Raw genomic sequence first — 21,272 nt, forward strand, 5'->3', positions numbered from 1 at the left:
CGTCACAACAATGGCATTGGGATCACCGATTGATAGTCAATCTTTCCGCCCGACGCGCTGGGGGCAGGGCGTCGGGCTTTTGGAGATCTTCACCATGATCAGCCGCCGTGTCGGGAGGTAAGGCGGGATCAGATGATCCCGTCTTTGACGCGAATCTCCTTGCCGGCAAGTTCGAGCCGGCGCGTGATCCCGATCGCCTGCAGGAATGCCTCGTCGTGACTGACGACGAGCAGTGCGCCGTCATAGGCCCTCAGGCCAGCTTCAACGGCTTCGATAGACTCGATATCGAGATGAGTGGTCGGCTCGTCCATGATCAGCAGGGACGGCGGCGGCGTCCCACCCAGCACGCAGGCGAGGCCAGCGCGAAACATTTGCCCGCCGCTCAGGCCTCCGACCAGCTGCAAGGCAGCATCGGCGCGAAACATGAAGCGAGCCAGGGCTGCATGGCAGGCGTTAGGATCCGCTTTCGGATTGAGACGCCTGAAATTCTCAAAGATAGAGATCGCAGGATCAAGCAGGCTGACCTTCTGGTCGAACAGCGCGAAGTCGGGCCTGACCCGGACCGTACCCGCGACAGGGTGCAACTCGCCTGCAATGAGTTTCAGCAGCGTTGTCTTGCCCGAGCCATTCGGTCCGACGACCGCAACGCGCTCCGGACCGACGATCGTGAGCGAGAGATCGCGCAAGACGGGCTGCTCCGGCCGATAGCCGGCGCTGACCCCGTCGAGCCAAACCATCTCCCTGCCCGCCGGCAGGCCGGTCGCGGGCAGCTTGACCGACAGCGGTTGAAGAACCTCGATGCGTCGGCGTGCCGTATCGACGGCCTCGACCGCTTCCGCGCGCCGCCGCTCGGCGATTTGTGCATTCTTGCCCCCGCTGTCCTCGCTGCGGTCCTTGCGCGCGCCGGCCAGGATACGCGGCATGTCACCCTTGGCGCGCTTCTTCCTGCCGCCGCTATCCTTGCGCGCCTTCCGTTCAGCTGTTTCCTGCGCCTTGCCGTCAATCTCGGACAGGTATCTCTCGGCATGCGCGAGGTCGTGCCTGACCGCAGCGAGCTCGACGGCCTTCTGCGCGCGAAAACTGCTCCAGTTGCCGCCGTATCGGGTTGACCCGAGCGATGTCAGCTCGACGATCGCATCCATCGTTTCGAGCAAGTTCCGGTCGTGGCTGACGACGATCGCGCCGCCGCGCCAGGCAGCAAGGAGATCAGTCACCGCCCCGCGTCCATCCTGGTCGAGATTATTGGTGGGCTCATCCAGCAGCAGGAAGTCGGGCTCGGCAAACACCAATGCGGCGAGACGCACGCGCGTGATCTGGCCGCCGGACAGGCGGGCGAGCTCCGTATCGGGACAGGGATCGAAGCCGAGGCGCCCCAGGGCCTTCTCAAGCCGCCCTTCGAGCGTCCAGTCGATCGCGGCGATCTCGTCGGCCGAGGCGTCGCCCCGCTCAGCGCGGCTAAGCAGCTCCAGAGCCCGCCGCGCGCCGAACACATCGGCCACCGTCGCATCTGCAAGCGGTTGGACGTTCTGGCGCAACAGGCCGACGGTCCCGTTGACAAGAATGCGCCCGGACTGGGGAACATGCTCGCCCAAAATCGACGCGAGCAGCGTCGTCTTCCCGACACCATTGCGGCCGACGAGACCGGTCCGTTCGGCCGCGAAAGTCAGATCGATGTTGGAGAGAAGAGAACGGCCGTCAGGCGTGGACAGCGACAGATTCGACAGGATGATCGAAGCAGGCATGGAATTCCCCGTGAGCAAGGCGGATGGGCTTTGCGGTTGGGGTAAAATCCATGGCTGCGAAGTTCCTGATTGAGAGCTCCCTAGTAGTCCCGCAGAAGCGCAAGATCAAGCGCAGCTCGAAGGGCGCGACAGCGCGAGGAAAGCGCTGACGTCCCTATCGGTCTGCACGATCAGCCCTTCACGGCGGTGACCACCACCTCGATCAGCGCGCCGCCGCCGAGATCGGCGACGCCGACCGTGGCGCGGGTCGGCAGATCGTCGCCGAAGAACTCGGTCCAGGCCGCGTCCATCTCCTTCTTCTTGGACAGATCGGTGACGAAGATCGAGGCGCTGACCACTCGGCTCTTGTCGGTTCCCGCTTCCTTCAGATAGCCGGCGATCTTGCCGAGGATGTTGCGGGTCTGGTCGCCCATCGAGACCGAGGTGTCGTCGGCGATGGTGCCGCCGAGGAAGACGAATCCATTGGCTTCGACGGCGCGGTGCATGATGGGCGTGCGGATGCTGCGGGTGATGCTCATGATGTCCTCTTGTTCTAGAGCGTGGAAGGATGGAAGCGGTCGATGCCGAGATCGCCGACGCGGGTCTGGGTGCCGCCGTTGACGATCAGCTCCGCCATCACGGCGCCGGCGCCGGGGCCGAGCTGGAAGCCATGCAGCGAAAAGCCGAACTGGTGATAGAGGCCCACGTGACGTGAGCTCGGGCCAAATACGGGGATGTCGTCCTTCATCCTGGCCTCGATGCCGGCCCAGGCCCGCACGATCATCGCGCTGCGCATCACCGGAAACAGCTCGAACACGGTGCGGGCGCTGATGGCGAGGCTCTTCCAGTCGAGCACCGTCTCGTTGCGATCCTGGTTCGGCGTTGCCAGATGGCCGCCGCCGATCAGCACGGTGCCGTTCGAGAATTGCTTGAAGGACAATTTGCGGCCGCGCAGGATCACGACGGGATCGATGAAGTGCGGCACGCGCGAGGTGATCATCAGCATCGGCGCCACGGTTTCGACCGGAACGGGTTCGCCGAGGGCGGCGGCGATCTTCCCGGCCCAGGCGCCCGCCGCGTTGACCAGCACCGGTGCGGCATAGGTGTCCGGGCCGACATCGACGTGCCAGAGACCGCCGCTGTGACGGATGTTGCCGGCCGCCTCGCCCTCGCGCACGATGGCGCCGAGCTGCTCGGCCTTGCGGCGGAAGGCGGTCGTCGTCTGCGCCGGATTGGCTGCGCCGTCACGACGCGACACGACGCCGCCGGGACAGGTCTCGGCCACGGCCGGCACCAAACGTCGCAACTCGGCCGCATCGATCAGCTCTTCATGGGTGAAGCCGAGCGCGTTGAGCTCGGCCACGCGCGCGCGGCAGACGGCCAGCTCCTCTTCGTTCTCCGCGACGAGGACCTGGCCGTAGCTTTCAAAGCTGCAATCGTCGTCGACGAGCTCCGAGATCCTCTCCCAAATTCCCATCGAACGGACTGAGAGCGGAATCTCTGGGATGTGCCGGGCGAGTTGGCGCACGCCGCCGGCGTTGACGCCGGAAGCGTGGCGGCCGGCATAATCCTTCTCGATCAGCACCGGCTTCATGCCGGCAAGGCACAGATGCAGCGCGGTCGAGCATCCGTGGATGCCGCCGCCGACGACGATTGCATCCACGTTTCTGGTCATCCGCGCACCACCGCCTTGACGTCGGCCTCGCTCTTGGGAACGGCGGCGAGCTCGGCGAGCGTGATCGGCTTCACCGGCGCGCGCAGCCGGTAATAGCCGATCTCCTGCGGGGTCTTCCCGCGGGCCTGCGCCATCAGCTCGGTGACGGTGAGACCGCAGAGCCGGCCCTGGCACGGACCCATGCCGGTGCGGCGATAGGCCTTGAGCTGGTTCGGCCCAGTCGCGCCGATCGCGACTGAGTCGAGAACGTCCCTTGCGGTGACCTCCTCGCAGCGGCAGACGATGGTATCGCCCGAGGGAATGCGGAACTGCGGCGACGGGCGGAACAGCGTATCGAGGAAGATGCGGCCGCGCTCGGCCTTAGCGAGATCGGCACGAAGCGCCGACATTGGCGCGAGCTTCGCGGCAGCCGCGGGCGCCAGTGCTTCCACTGCCGCGCGCGCCGCGATGCGGCCGCGCGCCACGGCCGCGCTCGCGCCGCCGATGCCAGCGCCGTCGCCGGCAATCGCGATGCCGGCGACCGACGAATCCCCGTTAGCATCGAGCACCGGCGACCAGCACAATTGCAGCTCGTCCCAACGATGCTCGACGCCGGCCGACATCGCCAGATTGACGTTGGGCACAACGCCCTGATGCAGCAGCAACAGATCCGAAGGAATGGTCTCGCGCTTGCCGCCGGCGACATAGCTCACGCTCGCGAGCTGACCGTCGCCGGATGCAGAGAGCTCGGTAACGCCGGAGACGACCTGCACTTTCGCCTTCACCTCGCGCATCATGGATAGCCCCTTGGTGAAATAGGGCGAGGTCAGAAAGGCGAAGGCGTGCGGCAGCGCGGCGAAATAATTGCCGCGCTCGGTCGTGTCGAGGATGCAGTCGATGCGGCCGCCGAGGCGCAGGATCTGCGCGGCGAGCAGCCAGAGCAGCGGCCCCTGCCCTGCGATCAAGGTGCGTCCGTCAGGCACCAGCGCCGACGATTTCAGCATCGTCTGCGCGGCGCCCGCGGTCATCACACCGGGCAGCGTCCAGCCGGGAATTGGAAACGGCCGCTCCAGCGCGCCGGTCGCGACGATCACGCGCTGCGCCGTAACGAAGGCAGAGGCGCCGCCGATCGAGACGGCGATCTCGAGGTTGCGATCGAGGCTCCAGACCGTCGCGCGATGGATGACCTCGGCATTGCTGGCGCGCAGCGCCTGCACGAGATCGGCGCCCGCCCAATAATCGGCGCCGAGCTGATTGCGCTCTGTCAGGGGCGTCGAGCCAATGGCGCGGAAAACCTGACCGCCCGGACCGATATTCTCATCGAGCAGCAGCGTCGACAGGCCGGCTTCGGCTGAGGTCGCAGCGGCCGCGAGGCCGGCGGGACCTGCGCCGATCACCACGATGTCGTAGGCTTCGCGCTTGGGAGCCACAGTCATTTGCCGATCTCCCGCTTGCCCTTTTGGATCTCGATTCTCATGCCCTCTGCGACGGGCACGAGACACCCCTGGCGATTGCCGATGCCATCGATGGTGACGAGGCAATCGAAGCACACCCCCATCATGCAATAGGGCAGGCGCAGCGCGCCGCTCACTGCGGTGGACCGCCGCGCATCAACGCCGGAGGCCAATAGCGCCGCAGAGACAGTGTCGCCCTGACGTGCTGCAACGGCAGCGCCATCGACGAAAATCTGCACTTGTGGCCGTTTGTCCTGTTCGGATCGCCTAAACATGGGGAATGCCTCTTGGCTCCTTAAGAAGTTCTAGAGCGTGATGGAATCTTGTTCGGCTGCGCGAGGGTTCACCTCTGCCCAACGGGGAGAGGTGATTTGAGCTCTGGGCCAGCATCGATTCAAATCGAGCCTCCTATTTCTAATAACCGCTGTGGTTCGCAGCGCCCGCACCGCCAAAACGACTCGCCGAGAACGCGCCGACCAGCTCCGGCTCGAGCGCGCCCTGCGCCACCATGCGCGCGATCTCGAACGCGTGGTTGGAGGCGAGCGTCACGCCGGAATGACAGCAAGCGACGAAGGCGCCGGGATGCGTCTCCGACTGGTCGTAGATCGGAAAGCCGTCTTGCGGCATGACGCGGATTCCGGCCCAGCTCCTGATAACGTTGAGCCGCGACAGATGCGGAAACATCCGCTGGGCGCGATCGGTCATCACGGCGCTGACGGAATGCTTCAGCGCGCGGTCGTCGAGCTCGTCCTCCTTGCTGTCGCCGATCATCACCGTGCCCTCGTCGGTCTGGCGGATCGTGGTCAGCGGATGTGGCAGGAACGGCATGGTGCGCTCGGTCACCACGATCTGGCCGCGGGTTGGGCCCATCGGCGCGTAGAGCCCGACCATCGGCGCCAGCGTCTGGTTGGCATTGCCGGCGGCAAGCACGACCTTCGCGGCGCGCAGCTCGCCGTTCGGCGTGGTCAGGCGGAATTCGCCGCCGCTCTTGCTGATCGCCGACACCGGACGTTCCGGAAAATAATCGATGCCGAACGCCCTGAAACCGGTGTGGAAGGCGCGGAACGTGCGCAGCGAATTGACGTGGCCGTCGAGCGGGCAATAGCTGCCGCCGGAAACTTCGGGGCCGATCAGCGGCAGCGACTTCTTCACTTCGGATGCGGAGAGCATCTCCATCTTGTAGTCGGCCGCGCCGACCTGGTTGTGCATGCGTTTGACCAGCTCGGTGCGCTGGCCGAGTTCGTCCTCGCCGAGGGTGAGATGGAAGCCGCCATTCTGCTGAAGAGAGACGTCGAGCCCGGTCTGCTGCTTCAGCTCCGACGCAAGTCGGCTCCACGCCTGCGACGCCTGCACGGTCCACACCGTATAGGCGGGCATGCCGAGCCCCTTGCTCTGCACCCAGACCAGCGCGAAGTTCGCGCGCGAGGCGCGCTTGGCGATGTCGCCTTCGTCGAGCACCGCGACTTTTTTGCCGAGCCGGCCGAGGCCCCAGGCAATGGCGGAGCCGAGCAGCCCGCCGCCGACGACGGCGACGTCGTATTCAGATTTTTGCTTTGACGCGTTGTCTCTACGCGAGCCGGCGTCCACTTCGCTCGAAAACGCTTTAGACATAGATTTTCCTATCGTCCCGTATCGCCCTTGCCGGCGAGCACACGGTCGAGCCCGTAGAAGCGGTCGAGCAGAATGAGGGCGGTCATGGTGATCGCGATCACGCAGGCCGAGACCGACGTCACCAGCGGATCGATGTTGTCCTGGATATAAAGGAACATGCGCACCGGCAACGTCTCGGTACCGGGCGCCGCGAGGAAGACGGTCATGGTGAGATCGTCGAAGGACTGGATGAAGGCGAGCGCCCAGCCGCTGATGACGCCGGGCAGGATCAAGGGCAGCGTCACGCGGCGGAACAACGTCCAGCCGTTGGCACCGAGCGAAATCGCGGCCATCTCGACAGAAAGATCCATGCCGGTGGCCGCCGCCAGTGTTAGTCGCAGCGCGAACGGAAACACGATGATGACATGCGCGATGATGAGCGCCGCGAAGCTGCCACTCATGCCGGCGGAGGTGAAGAAACGCAGAAAGGCGATGCCGAGCACGACATGCGGAATCATCAGCGGCGACAGGAACAGCGCGGCGAGCGCATCGCGGCCGCGGAAGCGGTAGCGCGCGATCGCCAGCGCCGCCGGCACCGCGAACAGCAGCGCCACCAAGGACGACAACGCGCCGAGCCCAAGGCTGACCCAGAACGCATGGACGAATTCGGGGTAGTTGGCGATCGTCCTGAACCAGCGTAGCGAAAATCCGTTGGTCGGCAGCGACAGGAAGCCCTCGGGTGTAAACGCGACGAGGCAGACCACCAGGATCGGTGCCACCATGACGATGACGAAGATGGTGTGGAAGATCAACGCCAGCGGCCCGTTCCGTCTCATCGGAACACCTCCGCATAGCGGCGCTCGATCAGCGCATTGCTGCCGACCACGATCAGCACCAGCGCGACGAGAAGGAGCGTCGCGACCGCTGCACCGAGGGGCCAATTCAGCGTGTTGAGAAACTCGTCATAGGCGAGCGTCGCGGCGACCTTGAGCCGGCGGCCGCCGATGATCGCAGGCGTCGCAAAGGCGCTGGCCGAGAGCGAGAACACGATGATGGCGCCCGACAGCACGCCCGGCATGATCTGGGGCATGATGATGCGGCGGATGATGGTCGCGGGTCCCGCGCCAAGCGACGTCGCGGCGTTCTCGATCTGCGGATCGAGCCGCTGCAGCGCGGCCCATACCGACAGCACCATGAACGGCATCATCACATGCGCGAGCGCAACGACCATGCCGGTTTCAGTGAACATGAAGGGAATGGGGGAGCGGATCACCCCGAGCGACATCAAGAGCTTGTTGACCAGTCCGTTATTGCCGCCGAACAGCAGCGCCCAGCCGAGCGTGCGCGCCACCACCGAGATCAGCAGCGGCCCGAGGATGATCAGCAGGAAGAAGCTCTTCCAGCCACCGCTCATGCGGTTGAGGATGTAGGCTTCAGGCGCGCCGAGGACGGCGGTGAGTAATGTGGTCAGGATCGCGATTCGAAAGGTCCGCCAGAACATTTCGGCGTAATAGGGATCGGTCGCGATCTCGTGCCAGTTCTTGAGGATGAAGACCGGTTCGATGCCTTTGTACTGGCCCCAATCGTGGAACGACAGCATCACGGTCATCGCCAGCGGAATCAGCAGCACGCCGACGAACAGCATCAGGGCGGGCGCAGTCAGAGCCCACGGCGCACGCGCGTTACGTTCCTCGGCGGCCGCGCTCATGCGACGCCCCTCGCACGCACACTCATGTCCTCGGGACGCCAAGCCAGACGCACCGCCTCACCTTCGGCCGGCTGCGCCTTGCCGTCATTCTGGCGGATCACGATCGCCGGACCGCATTCGCTCTCGCACTGGAACAGCCAGTGATTACCTTGGAAGATGCGGGTGACGATCTTGGCGCTGAGGCCGGCATCGCCGAAGCCGATCCTTTCAGGGCGAATGCTGACAGTGACAGGGCCGCTGAGACCCGCCGGCGCCGGCGCGCTCCAGGAGCCCGCGGTCAGCCGCGCCGGCGTGACGGTCCGATCGATCGCCGCCGCAAAGTCGTTGGTCTTGCCGAGGAACTGCGAGACGAAGGCCGAGGACGGCTTCTCATAGGTCTCCTGCGGCGTGCCGATCTGCTCGATGCGGCCCTGGCTCATCACCACGATGCGGTCGGACAGCGACATCGCCTCGTTCTGGTCGTGAGTGACCAGGATCGTGGTGGTGCCGATCGTGCGCTGGATCTGGCGCAGCTCGATCTGCATCTCCTCGCGCAGCTTTGCGTCGAGGTTGGACAGCGGCTCGTCGAGCAGGAGGACGCTCGGCTTGATCACCAGCGCGCGCGCCAGCGCCACGCGCTGCTGCTGGCCGCCGGACATGCGGCGCGGATGACGGTCCTCATAGCCGGCGAGGCCGACCATCGCCAGCGCGGCACGGACGCGCTCGGCTTTTTCAGCGCGCGACACCTTGCGCATCTCGAGGCCGAAGGCGACGTTCTCCGCCACGGTCATGTGCGGAAACAGCGCGTAGCTCTGGAACACGATGCCGAGGCCGCGCTTGGCCGGATGGATCGCGGTGAGGTCCTTGCCCTCCAGCCGGATCGCACCGCGGGTGGGATCGAGGAAGCCCGCGATCATCTGCAACGTCGTGGTCTTGCCGCAGCCGGAAGGCCCGAGGAAGGAGATGAACTCCCCCTTCCTCACCGACAGACTGAAGTCATCGACCACGGTCTGCGCGCCGAACTGTTTTGCGACCCGATCAAGCTCGAGATAGGCCATGCGCTGTCTCCGCTACGGACGATCAGATCAGCGCTCGACCTCGCGATTCCAGCGCTTGGTCCACTCCTCGCGCTTCTCGTTGATGACGGTCCAGTCCGGATTATAGAGCTTCGCCGCGCGCTCGCCGATCGGCGCCATCTTGCCGAGCTCGGGCGGGATCACCAGCGATTTCAGCACCGGGCCGTAGCCATAGTCCTTCAGCATCACCAGCTGGATCTTGGGATCGAGCAGCATCTTGACGAAGCTCGCGGCCAGAGGAGAAGCGTTGGGCTTGGCGATTGGACATGCCGTCGTCAGCAGCGTCGCGGCGCCTTCCTTCGGATAGACGAAGTCGACGGGAAAGCCGGTATTGGCGAAGCTCTGCACGCGGCCGGTACCCCACACCGCGATCACGGCCTGGCCGGACTGGAACAGCTCGGTCATCTTGCCGGGCGACGGCTCATAGGCGAGCACGTTCGGATTGATCTGCTCCTTGAAGATCTTGAAGCCTGAATCGACGTTGGTCTCGCCGCCGCCATTCATCTTCGACAGCATCACCAGGGCTTCGAGGCCGTAGGTGTTGTTGATCGGGGGGATGACGAGTTGCTTCGCGTATTTCGGGTCCTTCAGATCGTTCCACGAGGTCGGCGGCGCCCAACCTTTCTCTTTGAACACCTTGGTGTTGTACATCAGGCCGGTCGCGACGATGCCGATCGCGACCGCACGATCATCCTTGAAGCGGGCGGTGTCGTAGAGATCGGCCGGCAATCCGTCGAGCTTGCCGCAGAAGCCGAGCTGCATCGCCTGGTACATCGGGCCGTCATCGACGATGGCGACGTCGATCTGCTGGTTGCCCTTCTGCGCCTGGAGCTTTGCCAGTGTGTCGGTCGAGTTGCCGGCGACGTACTCGACCTTGACGCCGTTCTCCTTCTCGAAAGCGGGGATCACCTCGTCGCGGATCGTCTTCTCGAACGAGCCGCCATAGCCGGCGACATAGAGCGTCTTTTGCTGGGCCGAGGCGGCCGACGGGGCGGCAATCAGCGCCGCGATGCTGACCGCGGTCAGAAGGCGAAAAGTCTTCATGTGGACCGATCTCCGTACCGGAATGAGGTGACGTGCCGACAAGTCTCCGGCCGAAGCACCTTCCGCATTTCCTTCCGCGCAAATTCCTCTCCGACCAGGGCTCCGGCCCCTGCTCGGCGGGTTTTGGCGCGATTTGGAGGTTTGAACGTCTCCAATCTGCCGAAAAAGCGGGCTGGCTCCAGCTCTGATGAAAAAGATCGCAAAACCAAGCTTCCATCGTCCAATGAATAATGGCACCCTCTGCATGCCGAAATGTTATGAGTGGAATTCGAGATGGCGCGGATCAATTCGCGGCAGGTTGAGGCCTTTCGGGCGACCATGCTGACCGGCAGCGTCACCGAGGCGGCAAAGCTGATGGTGGTGACGCAGCCCGCCGTCAGCCGGTTGCTGCGCGACTTCCAGGCGCTGCTGAAGATGGAGTTGTTCGAACGACGCGGCACCGGTCTCGTGCCGACCGCGGCGGCCATGGCGCTCTACACCGAAGTCGAGCGCTCGTTCGTCGGTCTCGAACGCATCACCGCGGCGGCCGAAGAAATCCGCGGCCGGCGCACCGGCTCGCTGCGCATCGCCGCGCTGCCGGCGCTCGCGAACGGCTATCTGCCGCGGCTCGCCGGGCAGTTCTTGAAGGAGCGGCCCAACCTCAACCTCGCCTTCTTCGGCGTGATCTCGCCGATCGTGGTCGACTGGGTGCTGAACAATCAATGCGACATCGGCTTTGCCGAGGTGCCGATCGCCCATTCCGGGCTGCCGAGCCTGCGGCTGCCGGCGTTGGCGCGTGTCGCGGTGCTGCCGACCGGACATCGTTTGGCGGAGAAGGAAGTGCTGGAGCCGGGCGATTTCGAGGGCGAGACGTTCATCTCGCTGTCGGCGGGATCATCGAGCCGGCACCTGGTCGACCAGGTCTTCCATCGCAGCGACGTTCGCCGCGTGCTGCGGGTGGAGACCACGCTGTCGGAGATCATGTGCGGCATGGTGTCGTCGGGGCTTGGCGTGTCGATCTGCGATCCCTTCACCGCACAGGAATTTGCAACGCGCGGCGTCGTCGTGCGCCGCTTCCTGCCGCGCATCGACTTCGAGTTCTCGGCCGTCTTCCCGGCCCAGCGCAGCCCCTCGCCGGTGGCGCTGGATCTGGTCGAGACCATGCGCAAGGCGCTCACTGAGCTCGAGGACAAGTCCGCACATGGTTTTGCGCCTGGTTGATTTGGACGCCGTGCGGGTCCTGTTGTATGCTGCCTGCCTCCGCAGGTAGCATATGGCACGCATCACCATCGTCGAGACCGGGCTCGTTCCTCAAGAGCATCGCGAGCGGCACGGCTCGTTTCCGGACATGTTCGAGCGCATGATCCTCGCCGAGGACCCTATGGCTACAATCGACATCGTCAGCATTCCGAATGGGGATGCGCTGCCCGATCCGCGCGGCTTGGAGGCCATCCTGATCACCGGCGCGGCGGCCGGCGTCTATGACAGGCTCGACTGGATCGCGCCGCTGGAAGATTTCGTGCGCACGGCTTACGCCAACAAGACGCCGATGGTGGGCGTCTGCTTCGGCCATCAACTGATCGCACAAGCGCTCGGCGGCACTGTACGCAAGTCGGAGAAGGGTTGGGGCATCGGCCGGCACGTTTATCAGGTGCTGCCGGAGAATGGCGTCGTCGACGGCGAAGCCATCGCAATCGCCGCCTCGCATCAGGACCAGGTGATCGAGCCGCCGAACGAGGCGCTGACGATCCTGTCGTCGGACTTCACGCCGCATGCCGGCCTGCTCTACGCCAACGGCACCACGCTGACCGTGCAGCCGCATCCGGAGTTCGACGTGGCGTTCGCACAGGTGTGTTGCGACCTGCGCGACGGCAAGGCGCCGGATGATGTCGTCGCAACGGCGCGAGCGTCACTGACGCAGCCGATGGACAACGCGAAGCTCGGTGGGGCGATCACAAGGTTCTTGACGCGCAAATCCATCCCCTCATCCTGAGGAGCGCGCTCTCGCGCGCGTCTCGAAGAATCGAGGCCCCCACCGCAACGGCGAGGCCTGCATGGTTCGAGACGCCGCTTCGCGGCTCCTCACCATGAGGGTTGAGGGCTCAGAACGGACTCTCGCCCAGCCCCGGCACATCTGCCGGCCGCGGCCCCGGCGCGGGCCAGTGAAAGCGGCGGTCCTTCTCGGCGATCGCAATGTCGTTGATCGAGGCCTCGCGCCGCTTCATCAGGCCGTGCTCGTCGAATTCCCACTGCTCGTTGCCGTAGGAGCGATACCACTGACCTTTGCCATCATGCCATTCGTACTGGAAGCGCACCGCGATACGATTGCCGTCGAAAGCCCAGAGGTCCTTGATCAGTCGGTAGTCGTGCTCCCTCTCCCATTTGCGGGTGAGGAATGCAACGATTGCCTCACGGCCCTGAAAGACTTCAGAACGATTGCGCCAGCGGCTGTCCTCGGTATAGGCGAGCGCGACGCGCGCCGGATCGCGCGAATTCCAGGCGTCCTCGGCCATGCGCGCCTTTTGCGCAGCGGTCTCTCTCGTGAAGGGCGGAAGCGGCGGGCGCGACATGATGGCCTCATCGGTTGGTTGGGGCCGCAATCTATCGCTGCAATTGGTGGAGTCGATAGGCCACTGCAAATCGGGCGATCACGAAATCAGATCGGCCTTCATCAAGGTCCGGATCGATTTCGGAATCGGCTGCGCGCGACCGCCGCTGATGAAGGCGACGCGCACTTCCGCTTTCACCAGCACGTCCTCAGCCCGGCGCACCTCCTGCGCCAGCATGATGGAAGCGCCCTTCACCGCGATCGGCCAGGTCACGACATCGAGCACGTCGTCCATCCGCGCGGGCTTCAAAAAGTCCAGATGCATCGAGCGCACCACGAAGGCGAAGCCGGCGCCGTCGGTCTCGGGCTGCTCGAACAGCGCCTGCTGCTCGGCGCCCATCAGCCGCAGATGATTGGTCCGCCCGCGCTCCATATAGCGCAGATAATTGGCATGATAGACGATGCCGGAGAACTCTGGCTTGCCAACATCGCAACACAGCGCCTTGATTTCATTGGGGCGTTGGAGGGCTATAGCGTGAACAAGCGTAGATTTATCCATGCCCTTCCATGGCGAGCCGCAGTGACTTCGGGATGCGCTGTGCTTTTCCGCCCGAGATAAATGCCACGCGTACGCGGGCCGTGACTAAAAGATCGTCTCCGCGCCTACATTCCTGGAGCAAGGCAATCGATGCGCCCCTCACCTCTTCTGGAACTGTGACAACCTCAAGCAGGTCGTCCAAGATTGCCGGTTTTAGAAAATCGATGGTCATCGAACGGACCACAAAGGCAAAGCCTGGCGCATCGTTCTGCGCTTCTTTGAGGAGCTCTCGCTGATTCGTTCCGAGCAAACGCAAGTAGTTTGTTCTGCCGCGTTCCATGAAGCGCAAGAAATTCGCGTGATAAACAATCTGGCCGGAGTCCGTATCTTCGAAATAGACGCGGACCTGCATATGATGGTGACCGCCGCGAATTTCGCCATCAAGAGAAGCTGTCACGGTACGATCCCCCCAATTGTGGTCCCGAGAACCAATTGTCTTGCATACAGGCAATTTACTGAGCAATCGTCAAAGCTCTTGGGCTCGGCTCCTGCAATCTGAAAATTCAGCGCCTACCGTGTGAATGCTGCCTGCACTTTGGGGATCTACAGCGGCGCCGGGCTGCCATCGTGCCAACCCAACCGGACTGAAAATCCAACGCTCTTGCCGACCGGCAAGAGCGCAACGTCTGCGATCCAACTGCGGCTTCGAATGTTCCCAGGGAAGTCCAAATCCCGGGCTTGCAACACTCAATTCCTTCGGTTGGCCGAAGGGCAGATACCGCGGCTCGCGGCGTAGATAAAGTACGCTATCGCCCGACTGAGCACAAAGCCCCAAGACGCATGCGGGCATGTGGTAGGGATGCTTTGTCGATTCCAGGGCGTTCTGCCTGTACATATGGAATGGCGCAGCTCCGTCCCACTACTCAATGGTTGCGGCGCGCCGGTTCGGGCTAGCGACCGCAGATTGTAACAGTGTATGCTTTAGCCTCTTCGTTAATCTTATTTGAGTCCTTCCGTGGCCCGCATCCGCGTCGTCGACATTCGCAACTTTCGTTGCCTCAAGTCCTTCACCTGGCGACCGTCGAGCGGCATCAACTGCCTGATCGGTTCCGGCGATGCGGGCAAGTCGTCAGTTCTTGACGCGGTCGATCTCTGCCTTGGCGCGAGACGCAGCCTTTCGTTCTCAGACGCGGATTTCCACGGGCTGGACGTTTCAGCGCCGATATCTATCTCGATCACGCTGGGCGAACTGGATGACAGCCTCAAGAGCATGGAGGTGTACGGCAACTATCTTCGGTCCTTCGACGCGGCGGCGGGCGAAATCGACGATGAGCCCGAAAGCGGTAAGGAGACGGTGCTGACCCTGAACCTTTCCGTGAAAAATGATCTCGAGCCGGTATGGACGCTCATTTCGGAGCGCTCCGAAGCACAGGGACAGACTCGGTATCTTACCTGGAGCGACCGCAACCGGCTTTGCCCAACGCGCATCGGCGCGTTTGCCGAGAACGATCTGGCATGGCGGCGCGGCTCGGTGCTGACGAAGCTTTCCGACGAGAAGGCCGAAACCTCGGGCGCGATGGCCGAGGCGGCGCGCCAAGCGCGGGCCGCCTTCGGCGATATCGCAGAACAGCAACTCTCCGCCACGCTCGGTATCGTCGGAACGACCGCGCGCGAACTTGGCATCGACATCGGCACACAGCCCAAGGCGCTTTTGGACGCGCATTCCGTATCGTTCAGCGGCGGCATGATCGCGCTTCACAACGAGGCCGGAATTCCGCTTCGTGGCCTCGGCACGGGCTCTGCCCGCCTGTTGGTCGCGGGTCTTCAGCGGAAAGCCGCTAAGGAAGCGACGGTCATTCTGATTGACGAGGTTGAGCATGGCCTCGAACCGCACCGGCTCGTCAGGCTGTTGCAGTCGATCGGATCGAAGGAGACCCCGCCGCCGCTGCAAGGCTTCCTGACAACGCACTCGCCCGTCGTCGTGCGTGAGTTGTCGGCGGAGCAACTCACGGTGTTGAGACGCGGCAAGGATGGGCACCATGCGAGGGTTGTTGGCACTAAGGCCGAAATCCAGGGCACGTTGCGGTTATTTCCTGAAGCCTTCCTGAGTTCGTCCGTTCTGATCTGCGAGGGTGCAAGCGAAGTCGGGTTGGTGCGCGGTATCGACCAGTTTCGAACGGCTGGCGGTAAAGTGCCGATGCAGGCGGTGGGCGTGACGCTGGTGGATGCCAACGGGTGCGATAATCTTTATCGCCGCGCGAACGCATTCCACAGCCTCGGCTACCGCACCAATGTTCTGCGCGACGATGACAAGCAGCCTGACAGGGGTATCGAAGAGACATTCAGTAAAGCCGTGGGGGCTATTTTCCGGTGGCGGGAAGGCTGTGCGCTCGAAGATGAGCTGTTCGCCTCCCTCCCGGCCGACGCCGTAACCGCGCTTCTCGCGCATGCCGTCAAGCTTCATGGTGAAGAACTCGTTGGTGCCCACATCACCTCGGCCTCCGGCGGCAAGATCGCGCTCGCCGCATGCCGCAAGGCTGTCACACCGGAAACCCGCACCTGTCTTGCTAAGGCGTGTGCCACAAAGAACAATCCGTGGTTCAAATCCGTGACCGCGATGGAGCATTGCGGCCGTGAAATCGTGGGGCCGGCTCTCGCGCAATGCGATGCGGGCTTCCGCGCTATCGTCGAGCGCATTTTCGCGTGGATCGACGATGGTCGCGCCTGAAATCGACCTGCTGGAAATCGAGCGCGGCGCGATCACGGCTCCCGCCGGCTGCGGAAAGACGCAGTTGATCGCCGGCGCGCTATCGCGCCACTCCAAGTCCAAACCGATTCTGGTCCTGACGCACACAAACGCGGGCGTGGCCGCCTTGCGCGGACGCCTCGACCGCGCGCGCGTTGCGTCGTCGCGTTATCGCCTTGCGACGCTCGATGGCTTTGCTATGCGGATCATTTCAATGTTTCCGGCGCGCAGCGGACACAACCCGGCAATCTTGCAACTGGCGAGCCCTGGATCGGACTATCCCGCGATACGCAAAGCGGCGGTCGCCCTCTTAGAAGCGGGACATCTCAGCGACGTCCTGCGGGCGACCTACGACAGACTCTTTGTCGATGAATATCAGGATTGCTCGGCTGTGCAGCATGCGCTGGCGAAGGTTATGGGAGATGCGCTTCCGTCCTGCGTCCTTGGCGATCCGATGCAGGCAATTTTCGGATTCAAGGGAGACACGCTCGTCGATTGGGATAACGACGTGCATGCGACTTTCGGAAGTGCGGGTGAGTTGGGCACGCCCTGGCGATGGAAAAACGCAGGAGAAGAGGCATTCGGTCACTGGCTGCTGGAAGCCCGCAAGACGCTTCTTGCCGATGGGAGCATCGACCTTACCTCGGCGCCCAAGAACGTAGTTCACGTTCTTCTCGATGGATCTAACGATCATGCCATAAGGCTCAAGGCGTGCCTGACCAAGGCACCCACGGCGGACGGTTGCGTGCTGATCGTCGCGGATGCGACGAAGCCAGCGGAGCAGCGGCGTTTTGCCAGCCAGACGCCGGGCGCCGTCGCGGCGGAAAGCGTTGACATGCGCGATCTCGTGGAATTCGCGAACGCATTCGATCTTGGCCACGCGCAAGCCTTGGATCGCCTTGTTAATTTCGCCGCCCTCGTGATGACGAATGTGGGGCCGGACGACCTTCTCACGCGCGTCAAGACGCTTCGGGCTGGGCGCGCCCGGAAGGAGCCATCGGAAGTTAAACGTGCGGCAATGGAATTCGCGGGCAAGCCGAGTTACGCGGGTGCGTCTGCGGTCTTGGCCGCCATCAGCAAGGACGCGGGCGTTCGAACACACCGGCCACCTGTGCTGCGTGGTTGCCACCGGATGTTTCAAGCTTGCGGATCGCACGACGGGCTTTCGCTCCTCGATGCCGCGGTGCAGGTTCGAGAACAATCTCGCCTGATCGGCAGGCCCCTTGCTAGGCGGACGGTTGGCAGCACGCTCCTGCTTAAGGGGCTGGAAGCCGATGTCTGCGTAATCCTCAATCCTGATGTGATGGACAGCCGGCATCTTTATGTTGCGATGACGCGCGGCTCGCGCCGTCTTGTGATCTGCTCGGATAAAGCGACGATCAACCGCTAGCGCGGGTTTCCTGGTTCGCGAGGCGGTGCGTTTAGCTTTGGTTAGTCGCAATGAAGCACTGGGGCATCAGCACCAAGAGCTTGATGGATCATGCTCTTGCTCTTCTGCCACTGCGCACGACGGCTCGGTGGCGGTGCAGCATCCGCCTGCAATCGCCATCGACGAATAACTGAATGATTCTTCCACTGTGGCGAGATGTTGTCGGCACAAACATGCGCGTGACAAATATTCGGTGACTTGCTGGCAAGGTGCCCTACCGATCAACAACTCTCACCGCTGATATTGTCGGGCTTGGACGCTTCAAGATCGACCTCCTCCACAACGAGGATAGTCGGCAAGCTTTCTGTCAGTTTTGGAAAAGCTTCGTAGATGCTCTTTGCAATCTGAGCAAGAATGCGTCGCGTCGGCTTATCGATTGCCAAAGTGCGGTGCTTGCTTTCAAACGTGACGGTATAAACACGGTCTTTGATCGTGCCGAAAATGAAGGTTCCGTCCTCGGAATGTTTATTAAGAGATTGGATTGATGCCGTGCTCTCGGCGCGATGTCCGGCTCCATGCCTGATCAGCGCATAATCCGGAAAGGATCGGTGGAACTGCTTGCTGGCCGCGCGCAATCGGTCATGATCGACACCGTTCAAGATTGTCGGCAATTTGCGCATGCCACTGCGAATAGCGTCGATGGTTTTTCCAAAATGAAAAATGGTAGCGGCGGCATCCCTCCCTGCCATTTCGCTCCATATCTTATACATGTGCAGCGCGCGGTTGAATAAGACCGACTGTGTCGTCCTCAAGACCTGAATTTTCTTTACCTCGATCTCGACGTGATCGAGAAGCGCGACGGCACCACCGAAATCGTTGACCAGGCGGTGAAGCTGCACAAGATTGAACAGCACGACCATTCCGCTGCGCTGTTCCTCTTCAGGCAGAGCATCCACGAACGGCTGCAGGATGCCGACGTCGTACACACCGGGTGAGTCGGCCGGCAAATCAGACATTACAGATCACTTTCCAGCCGGCCAGGCTCTATAACCCGTCAAGAAAGGCCAGTTATGTTGGGGGCCAGACGTCATCGCCTTGCGAAAGCCGTTGCTTGACCGTCGCGAACTGCGCATTTGCCTGCCGCCGTAGACGTGCACGAGCGCGATCTTGTGCGAAGCCCGTCTTGGGCCGGATCTCGGCATCAAGATCGTCGATCACGGACTTCGACATATTGAAGGTCGTGTTGGGCGTGTCGTACCCGAGATCGTCAACATGCTCCTTACAGTTGAAGCCCAGATGCACGGCGGCAGCGATAAGCATGCCATTCGGCACGTAGTGGGGTCCGAGCTTGCTTCCTTCCGGATACGAGCATTCGTAATTTTCCGCGACATGTTTCAACCTGTAACTGCCGGTGCCGGACCTTATCGTCTTTATTGGCTTGACCCGTGCGAGCAGCGCCAGCGACAACAAGAATGCGCGTGTCGCATGTGGACCCAGGCATTCCTTCCGACGCTCGACGAATTCGGCGTATTGCTGTTCGGGTGTTTGCCGTGAACAGTCGGCGTTGCGCTGCGGCCGCCCGAACCCAATTCCATGGACCTACAATCGCGGCATGGCATCGAGAACACCACGAATTGCAACCCGCGCGGCTGCCGCGTAGAACTCGGCCGGATCGGCGTCGAAGCTGTGATTTTCCAGATAATGGACGAATGCCTTCCCGGAGACAGTAACAACAGGCGGCTCCGGCGACCGCGACGCGGAGAGCAGCGCCGCATAAGTCTGAAATCCGAGGCCTCTCCCCAAGGCCTCGACACGATGCAAGGACTTGACCGCGGCGAGTACCTTTGTGAGGTCTGATTTAATCTGCTCGACAGCAGAAGGCGAGACGGGAATACGAAGCACAAACATGTGCATCCTCCTGAACGGGCATCGCTGTTCGCCGATTACGCAGCAGCCCACAGGGTGAGATGCCAAGATATGCTATGTTCCGAAATGAGTGAGACGTTTGACCCGGCGACAGGTCGAAGGTGTCCAGCCCTACGTTAGGGTAGGACTGATTCGGGTATTCTTACAAGCATGGCACCGGCTTCGGCCCGAACCGGGCACGACGGGTCGAATAGAGCAGGATAGCCCTTGGCTTGGCGGCGGATAGGTCACGCATGACAATCGAGGACGTCGTTTTCCGGATCGAAAAATTGAACAGCGGATTGGCGACCTTTTGGGCCGCAAGCAACGGCTGGGCGCCTGTTGAAGCCGCGGGTCTGCTAACCAAGAGCCGCCTCGACTGGCAGGCGTCGCTGTCAAAGACATTGCGCTTGTGGCTACGCGAACCCTCCACTGCGCTGTCGGACGGAGAACTCATTCTCGCCTGGTCGAACCTCGGCAGTCTGGTCGAAGGAACGCTGAAACTCCTCCTGTCGGTGTTTTACATGGACTATAAAGCCGACCTGGATATGCTCAAGAAGGCAAACGCGTTCGATCACAAAAAGCAAAAGGCTCTCAGTCCTGACGGACTTACGCTCCAGCCTCTGAAGATCTTCGTGAAAGAGCACGACCTCATCGGCGCCGACGGAAATGCACTCGTTGATCTGGTGCAGGAGCGGCGCAACACCATTCATGCCTTCAAAGACAAGCCCCTGGGTGATGGCGCCGAATTCCAACTGGCCGTGCGGGCCTATCTCGTGCTCCTACGGCGCGTCAACGAAAGGCTTCCCTATCCGGACAACTTGTACGCACCGCGCGAAATCTAACGATTTCACGAGCTGCGAAAGACCTATTTGTAGTCGAAGTCGTTTGGCCCGATCGCGACCCAGACGAAATCATCGTCATCGAAAGAGAACTCGGCAACCGATGTCGGCTTGCCGTGCTGGTCGACGGTCAGGGTCATACTGAAATTCGCTTCCACATCTATGTTCTTCTCGCCTTCCACCGTGCGGTGCGGTAGCAGTACCTTGTCTTCGCTGTCGTAAGTGGCGGTGTCCCAATCGGGATGGTGGTAGGTGACTTTGACATCCATCTCGATGCGCCCGACCACGAGAATCTCCTTGCCTGGGCCGGCCGTCCGAAATGTCTGGAAGTCGACAAAGCTCACGCTTTCCACGTCCGCTTCGTCGATTTCTGCATCGTCAACATCGCTGACCTGCAATCCCCACTGATTGAGTTCTTCATGAACGATCCCGACGATCGCATCTCGATTATCATCGACAAAATCATTGACGTCCGGGGCCGCTTCGATTGTTAGTCCGAGCTTGGCGAAGAGATGCGCGATCGATCTCAGCCCGGTGATATGCTCGGCGTTCTTGATGACCGCTGCAAAGTCCTTGTCGTCCGAGACGATCGTCAGCGGATCGCTTTTCGTGGCGGCCGCCTTTAGGGCTTCGAAGATGAAGGCATCCGGAAATTGATCCTTCTTGGCGTCGTCGCCAAACAGGCCGGTCCTGCGCGCGTATGCGTCGAAGACGACGGACGGCTTCACGCTATCGATCGAGAGCGTCTCGGCTCGCAGCGAAGTAAACATGCTCTCGACCCCAGCATGATATTTCTCGATCAGCTTTCGGTGCAGCTCAGCCGGAGAAATCTCGGGTAGTTTAACGGCGAGAATCTCATCGGCTAGGTCGCGGACTCGTCTCTTGGTCAGGTCGCCGATGACCTCGAAATCGTTGGCCGCGTGCTTTTTTGCGATCTCCATCTTTGTGAGATCGGTCGTGACTACTTTGATATAGCCCGCGTCTACCAGGTCAGCGACCCGCGGGATCAGCGGACCGCCGGGCGGCTTGCCGGCCCGGATCACGACGTTTGCATCAAGGAAAACCCGACGGGGGCGTTCACCAGCCATTTCAGAAATCCTTGCGAGAAAAGCTCTCACA

General features: G+C 62.3%; 22 protein-coding genes. 5 read left to right on the plus strand and 17 right to left on the minus strand.

Annotated features, from left to right (window positions below; genetic code table 11):
* Positions 1–128: 128 nt before the first annotated feature.
* The 10 genes from IVA92_RS02720 to IVA92_RS02765 form a co-directional block, all read right to left on the minus strand.
* Entirely contained in the window at positions 129–1,742 is a 1,614-nt protein-coding gene (locus IVA92_RS02720; protein WP_247280228.1) for an ABC-F family ATP-binding cassette domain-containing protein, read from the minus strand.
* Positions 1,743–1,912: 170 nt separating this feature from the next.
* Entirely contained in the window at positions 1,913–2,260 is a 348-nt protein-coding gene (locus IVA92_RS02725) for a RidA family protein (RefSeq protein ID WP_247280229.1), read from the minus strand.
* Positions 2,261–2,274: 14 nt separating this feature from the next.
* A complete protein-coding gene (locus IVA92_RS02730) occupies positions 2,275–3,396 on the minus strand; it encodes an FAD-dependent oxidoreductase (RefSeq protein WP_247280230.1) in 1,122 nt (373 codons plus the stop codon).
* Positions 3,393–4,811 carry an NAD(P)/FAD-dependent oxidoreductase gene (locus tag IVA92_RS02735; RefSeq protein ID WP_247280231.1) on the minus strand — a complete coding sequence of 473 codons (1,419 nt, stop codon included), beginning with the start codon at positions 4,809–4,811 and terminating at the stop codon, positions 3,393–3,395. The genes IVA92_RS02730 and IVA92_RS02735 overlap by 4 nt, the downstream gene beginning before the upstream one ends.
* On the minus strand, positions 4,808–5,104 hold the full coding sequence (locus IVA92_RS02740; RefSeq protein ID WP_247280232.1) for a (2Fe-2S)-binding protein: 297 nt from the start codon (positions 5,102–5,104) through the stop codon (positions 4,808–4,810). Before IVA92_RS02740 ends, IVA92_RS02735 begins: the two co-directional genes overlap by 4 nt.
* Before the next feature lie 139 nt (positions 5,105–5,243).
* Positions 5,244–6,440 carry an FAD-dependent oxidoreductase gene (locus IVA92_RS02745; RefSeq protein ID WP_247280233.1) on the minus strand — a complete coding sequence of 399 codons (1,197 nt, stop codon included), beginning with the start codon at positions 6,438–6,440 and terminating at the stop codon, positions 5,244–5,246.
* 8 nt (positions 6,441–6,448) lie between these two features.
* Positions 6,449–7,255 carry an ABC transporter permease gene (locus IVA92_RS02750; protein ID WP_247280234.1) on the minus strand — a complete coding sequence of 269 codons (807 nt, stop codon included), beginning with the start codon at positions 7,253–7,255 and terminating at the stop codon, positions 6,449–6,451.
* Positions 7,252–8,127, minus strand: coding sequence for an ABC transporter permease (locus IVA92_RS02755; protein WP_247280235.1), 876 nt, complete (start codon positions 8,125–8,127; stop codon positions 7,252–7,254). Before IVA92_RS02755 ends, IVA92_RS02750 begins: the two co-directional genes overlap by 4 nt.
* Entirely contained in the window at positions 8,124–9,164 is a 1,041-nt protein-coding gene (locus IVA92_RS02760) for an ABC transporter ATP-binding protein (RefSeq protein ID WP_247280236.1), read from the minus strand. The genes IVA92_RS02755 and IVA92_RS02760 overlap by 4 nt, the downstream gene beginning before the upstream one ends.
* 27 nt (positions 9,165–9,191) lie before the next feature.
* Positions 9,192–10,226 (minus strand): ABC transporter substrate-binding protein, encoded by a 1,035-nt coding sequence (locus IVA92_RS02765; protein WP_247280237.1) that lies wholly within the window; start codon positions 10,224–10,226, stop codon positions 9,192–9,194.
* A 273-nt stretch (positions 10,227–10,499) separates the two neighbouring features.
* On the opposite strand from IVA92_RS02765, the gene IVA92_RS02770 reads away from it, so the two are divergent.
* Both IVA92_RS02770 and IVA92_RS02775 read left to right on the plus strand, forming a co-directional pair.
* Entirely contained in the window at positions 10,500–11,426 is a 927-nt protein-coding gene (locus tag IVA92_RS02770; RefSeq protein ID WP_247280238.1) for a LysR substrate-binding domain-containing protein, read from the plus strand.
* 52 nt (positions 11,427–11,478) lie between these two features.
* Positions 11,479–12,198: a type 1 glutamine amidotransferase gene (locus tag IVA92_RS02775; protein ID WP_247280239.1), complete on the plus strand. Its 720-nt coding sequence runs from the start codon at positions 11,479–11,481 to the stop codon at positions 12,196–12,198.
* Between the two features lie 109 nt (positions 12,199–12,307).
* Here the strand turns inward: IVA92_RS02775 and IVA92_RS02780 are convergent, their stop codons facing one another.
* The 3 genes from IVA92_RS02780 to ybgC form a co-directional block, all read right to left on the minus strand.
* Positions 12,308–12,775, minus strand: a complete 468-nt coding sequence (locus IVA92_RS02780) for a nuclear transport factor 2 family protein (protein WP_247280240.1) — start codon at positions 12,773–12,775, stop codon at positions 12,308–12,310.
* A 78-nt stretch (positions 12,776–12,853) separates the two neighbouring features.
* Positions 12,854–13,312 carry a YbgC/FadM family acyl-CoA thioesterase gene (locus IVA92_RS02785; protein ID WP_247280241.1) on the minus strand — a complete coding sequence of 153 codons (459 nt, stop codon included), beginning with the start codon at positions 13,310–13,312 and terminating at the stop codon, positions 12,854–12,856.
* On the minus strand, positions 13,305–13,748 hold the full coding sequence (gene ybgC, locus IVA92_RS02790) for a tol-pal system-associated acyl-CoA thioesterase (RefSeq protein WP_247280242.1): 444 nt from the start codon (positions 13,746–13,748) through the stop codon (positions 13,305–13,307). The genes IVA92_RS02785 and ybgC overlap by 8 nt, the downstream gene beginning before the upstream one ends.
* Before the next feature lie 558 nt (positions 13,749–14,306).
* Between ybgC and IVA92_RS02795 the strand changes: the two genes are divergently transcribed.
* Positions 14,307–16,019 (plus strand): ATP-binding protein, encoded by a 1,713-nt coding sequence (locus tag IVA92_RS02795; RefSeq protein WP_247280243.1) that lies wholly within the window; start codon positions 14,307–14,309, stop codon positions 16,017–16,019.
* Positions 16,006–17,427: a UvrD-helicase domain-containing protein gene (locus tag IVA92_RS02800; RefSeq protein WP_247280244.1), complete on the plus strand. Its 1,422-nt coding sequence runs from the start codon at positions 16,006–16,008 to the stop codon at positions 17,425–17,427. The genes IVA92_RS02795 and IVA92_RS02800 overlap by 14 nt, the downstream gene beginning before the upstream one ends.
* 260 nt (positions 17,428–17,687) lie before the next feature.
* Here the strand turns inward: IVA92_RS02800 and IVA92_RS02805 are convergent, their stop codons facing one another.
* The 3 genes from IVA92_RS02805 to IVA92_RS02815 form a co-directional block, all read right to left on the minus strand.
* Positions 17,688–18,422, minus strand: coding sequence for a hypothetical protein (locus IVA92_RS02805; RefSeq protein WP_247280245.1), 735 nt, complete (start codon positions 18,420–18,422; stop codon positions 17,688–17,690).
* 52 nt (positions 18,423–18,474) lie between these two features.
* The gene (locus IVA92_RS02810; RefSeq protein WP_247280246.1) at positions 18,475–18,873 is read right to left on the minus strand and encodes a hypothetical protein; all 399 of its coding nucleotides are present in this window, start codon (positions 18,871–18,873) and stop codon (positions 18,475–18,477) included.
* Positions 18,874–19,005: 132 nt separating this feature from the next.
* The gene (locus IVA92_RS02815) at positions 19,006–19,314 is read right to left on the minus strand and encodes a hypothetical protein (protein WP_247280247.1); all 309 of its coding nucleotides are present in this window, start codon (positions 19,312–19,314) and stop codon (positions 19,006–19,008) included.
* Positions 19,315–19,565: 251 nt separating this feature from the next.
* On the opposite strand from IVA92_RS02815, the gene IVA92_RS02820 reads away from it, so the two are divergent.
* Complete coding sequence (locus IVA92_RS02820) at positions 19,566–20,156, plus strand: hypothetical protein (protein ID WP_247280248.1); 591 nt, start codon at positions 19,566–19,568, stop codon at positions 20,154–20,156.
* 23 nt (positions 20,157–20,179) lie between these two features.
* On the opposite strand, the gene IVA92_RS02825 is transcribed toward IVA92_RS02820, so the two are convergent.
* Entirely contained in the window at positions 20,180–21,241 is a 1,062-nt protein-coding gene (locus tag IVA92_RS02825; protein WP_247280249.1) for a PIN domain-containing protein, read from the minus strand.
* Positions 21,242–21,272: the final 31 nt, after the last annotated feature.

Source organism: Bradyrhizobium sp. 154 (genome assembly GCF_023073875.1).
Classification (GTDB): domain Bacteria; phylum Pseudomonadota; class Alphaproteobacteria; order Rhizobiales; family Xanthobacteraceae; genus Bradyrhizobium.

Bases quoted from the DNA above. Each gene is read 5' to 3' on its own strand.
- IVA92_RS02725 (WP_247280229.1), bottom strand. From the start codon at position 2,260: ATGAGCATCACCCGCAGCATCCGCACGCCCATCATGCACCGCGCCGTC.
- IVA92_RS02780 (WP_247280240.1), bottom strand. From the start codon at position 12,775: ATGTCGCGCCCGCCGCTTCCGCCCTTCACGAGAGAGACCGCTGCGCAA.
- IVA92_RS02765 (WP_247280237.1), bottom strand. From the start codon at position 10,226: ATGAAGACTTTTCGCCTTCTGACCGCGGTCAGCATCGCGGCGCTGATT.
- IVA92_RS02735 (WP_247280231.1), bottom strand. From the start codon at position 4,811: ATGACTGTGGCTCCCAAGCGCGAAGCCTACGACATCGTGGTGATCGGC.
- IVA92_RS02825 (WP_247280249.1), bottom strand. From the start codon at position 21,241: ATGGCTGGTGAACGCCCCCGTCGGGTTTTCCTTGATGCAAACGTCGTG.
- IVA92_RS02770 (WP_247280238.1), top strand. From the start codon at position 10,500: ATGGCGCGGATCAATTCGCGGCAGGTTGAGGCCTTTCGGGCGACCATG.
- IVA92_RS02785 (WP_247280241.1), bottom strand. From the start codon at position 13,312: ATGGATAAATCTACGCTTGTTCACGCTATAGCCCTCCAACGCCCCAAT.
- IVA92_RS02720 (WP_247280228.1), bottom strand. From the start codon at position 1,742: ATGCCTGCTTCGATCATCCTGTCGAATCTGTCGCTGTCCACGCCTGAC.
- IVA92_RS02800 (WP_247280244.1), top strand. From the start codon at position 16,006: ATGGTCGCGCCTGAAATCGACCTGCTGGAAATCGAGCGCGGCGCGATC.
- IVA92_RS02745 (WP_247280233.1), bottom strand. From the start codon at position 6,440: ATGTCTAAAGCGTTTTCGAGCGAAGTGGACGCCGGCTCGCGTAGAGAC.
- IVA92_RS02820 (WP_247280248.1), top strand. From the start codon at position 19,566: ATGACAATCGAGGACGTCGTTTTCCGGATCGAAAAATTGAACAGCGGA.
- IVA92_RS02750 (WP_247280234.1), bottom strand. From the start codon at position 7,255: ATGAGACGGAACGGGCCGCTGGCGTTGATCTTCCACACCATCTTCGTC.
- IVA92_RS02815 (WP_247280247.1), bottom strand. From the start codon at position 19,314: ATGTTTGTGCTTCGTATTCCCGTCTCGCCTTCTGCTGTCGAGCAGATT.
- IVA92_RS02740 (WP_247280232.1), bottom strand. From the start codon at position 5,104: ATGTTTAGGCGATCCGAACAGGACAAACGGCCACAAGTGCAGATTTTC.
- IVA92_RS02755 (WP_247280235.1), bottom strand. From the start codon at position 8,127: ATGAGCGCGGCCGCCGAGGAACGTAACGCGCGTGCGCCGTGGGCTCTG.
- IVA92_RS02805 (WP_247280245.1), bottom strand. From the start codon at position 18,422: ATGTCTGATTTGCCGGCCGACTCACCCGGTGTGTACGACGTCGGCATC.
- IVA92_RS02760 (WP_247280236.1), bottom strand. From the start codon at position 9,164: ATGGCCTATCTCGAGCTTGATCGGGTCGCAAAACAGTTCGGCGCGCAG.
- IVA92_RS02730 (WP_247280230.1), bottom strand. From the start codon at position 3,396: ATGACCAGAAACGTGGATGCAATCGTCGTCGGCGGCGGCATCCACGGA.
- IVA92_RS02775 (WP_247280239.1), top strand. From the start codon at position 11,479: ATGGCACGCATCACCATCGTCGAGACCGGGCTCGTTCCTCAAGAGCAT.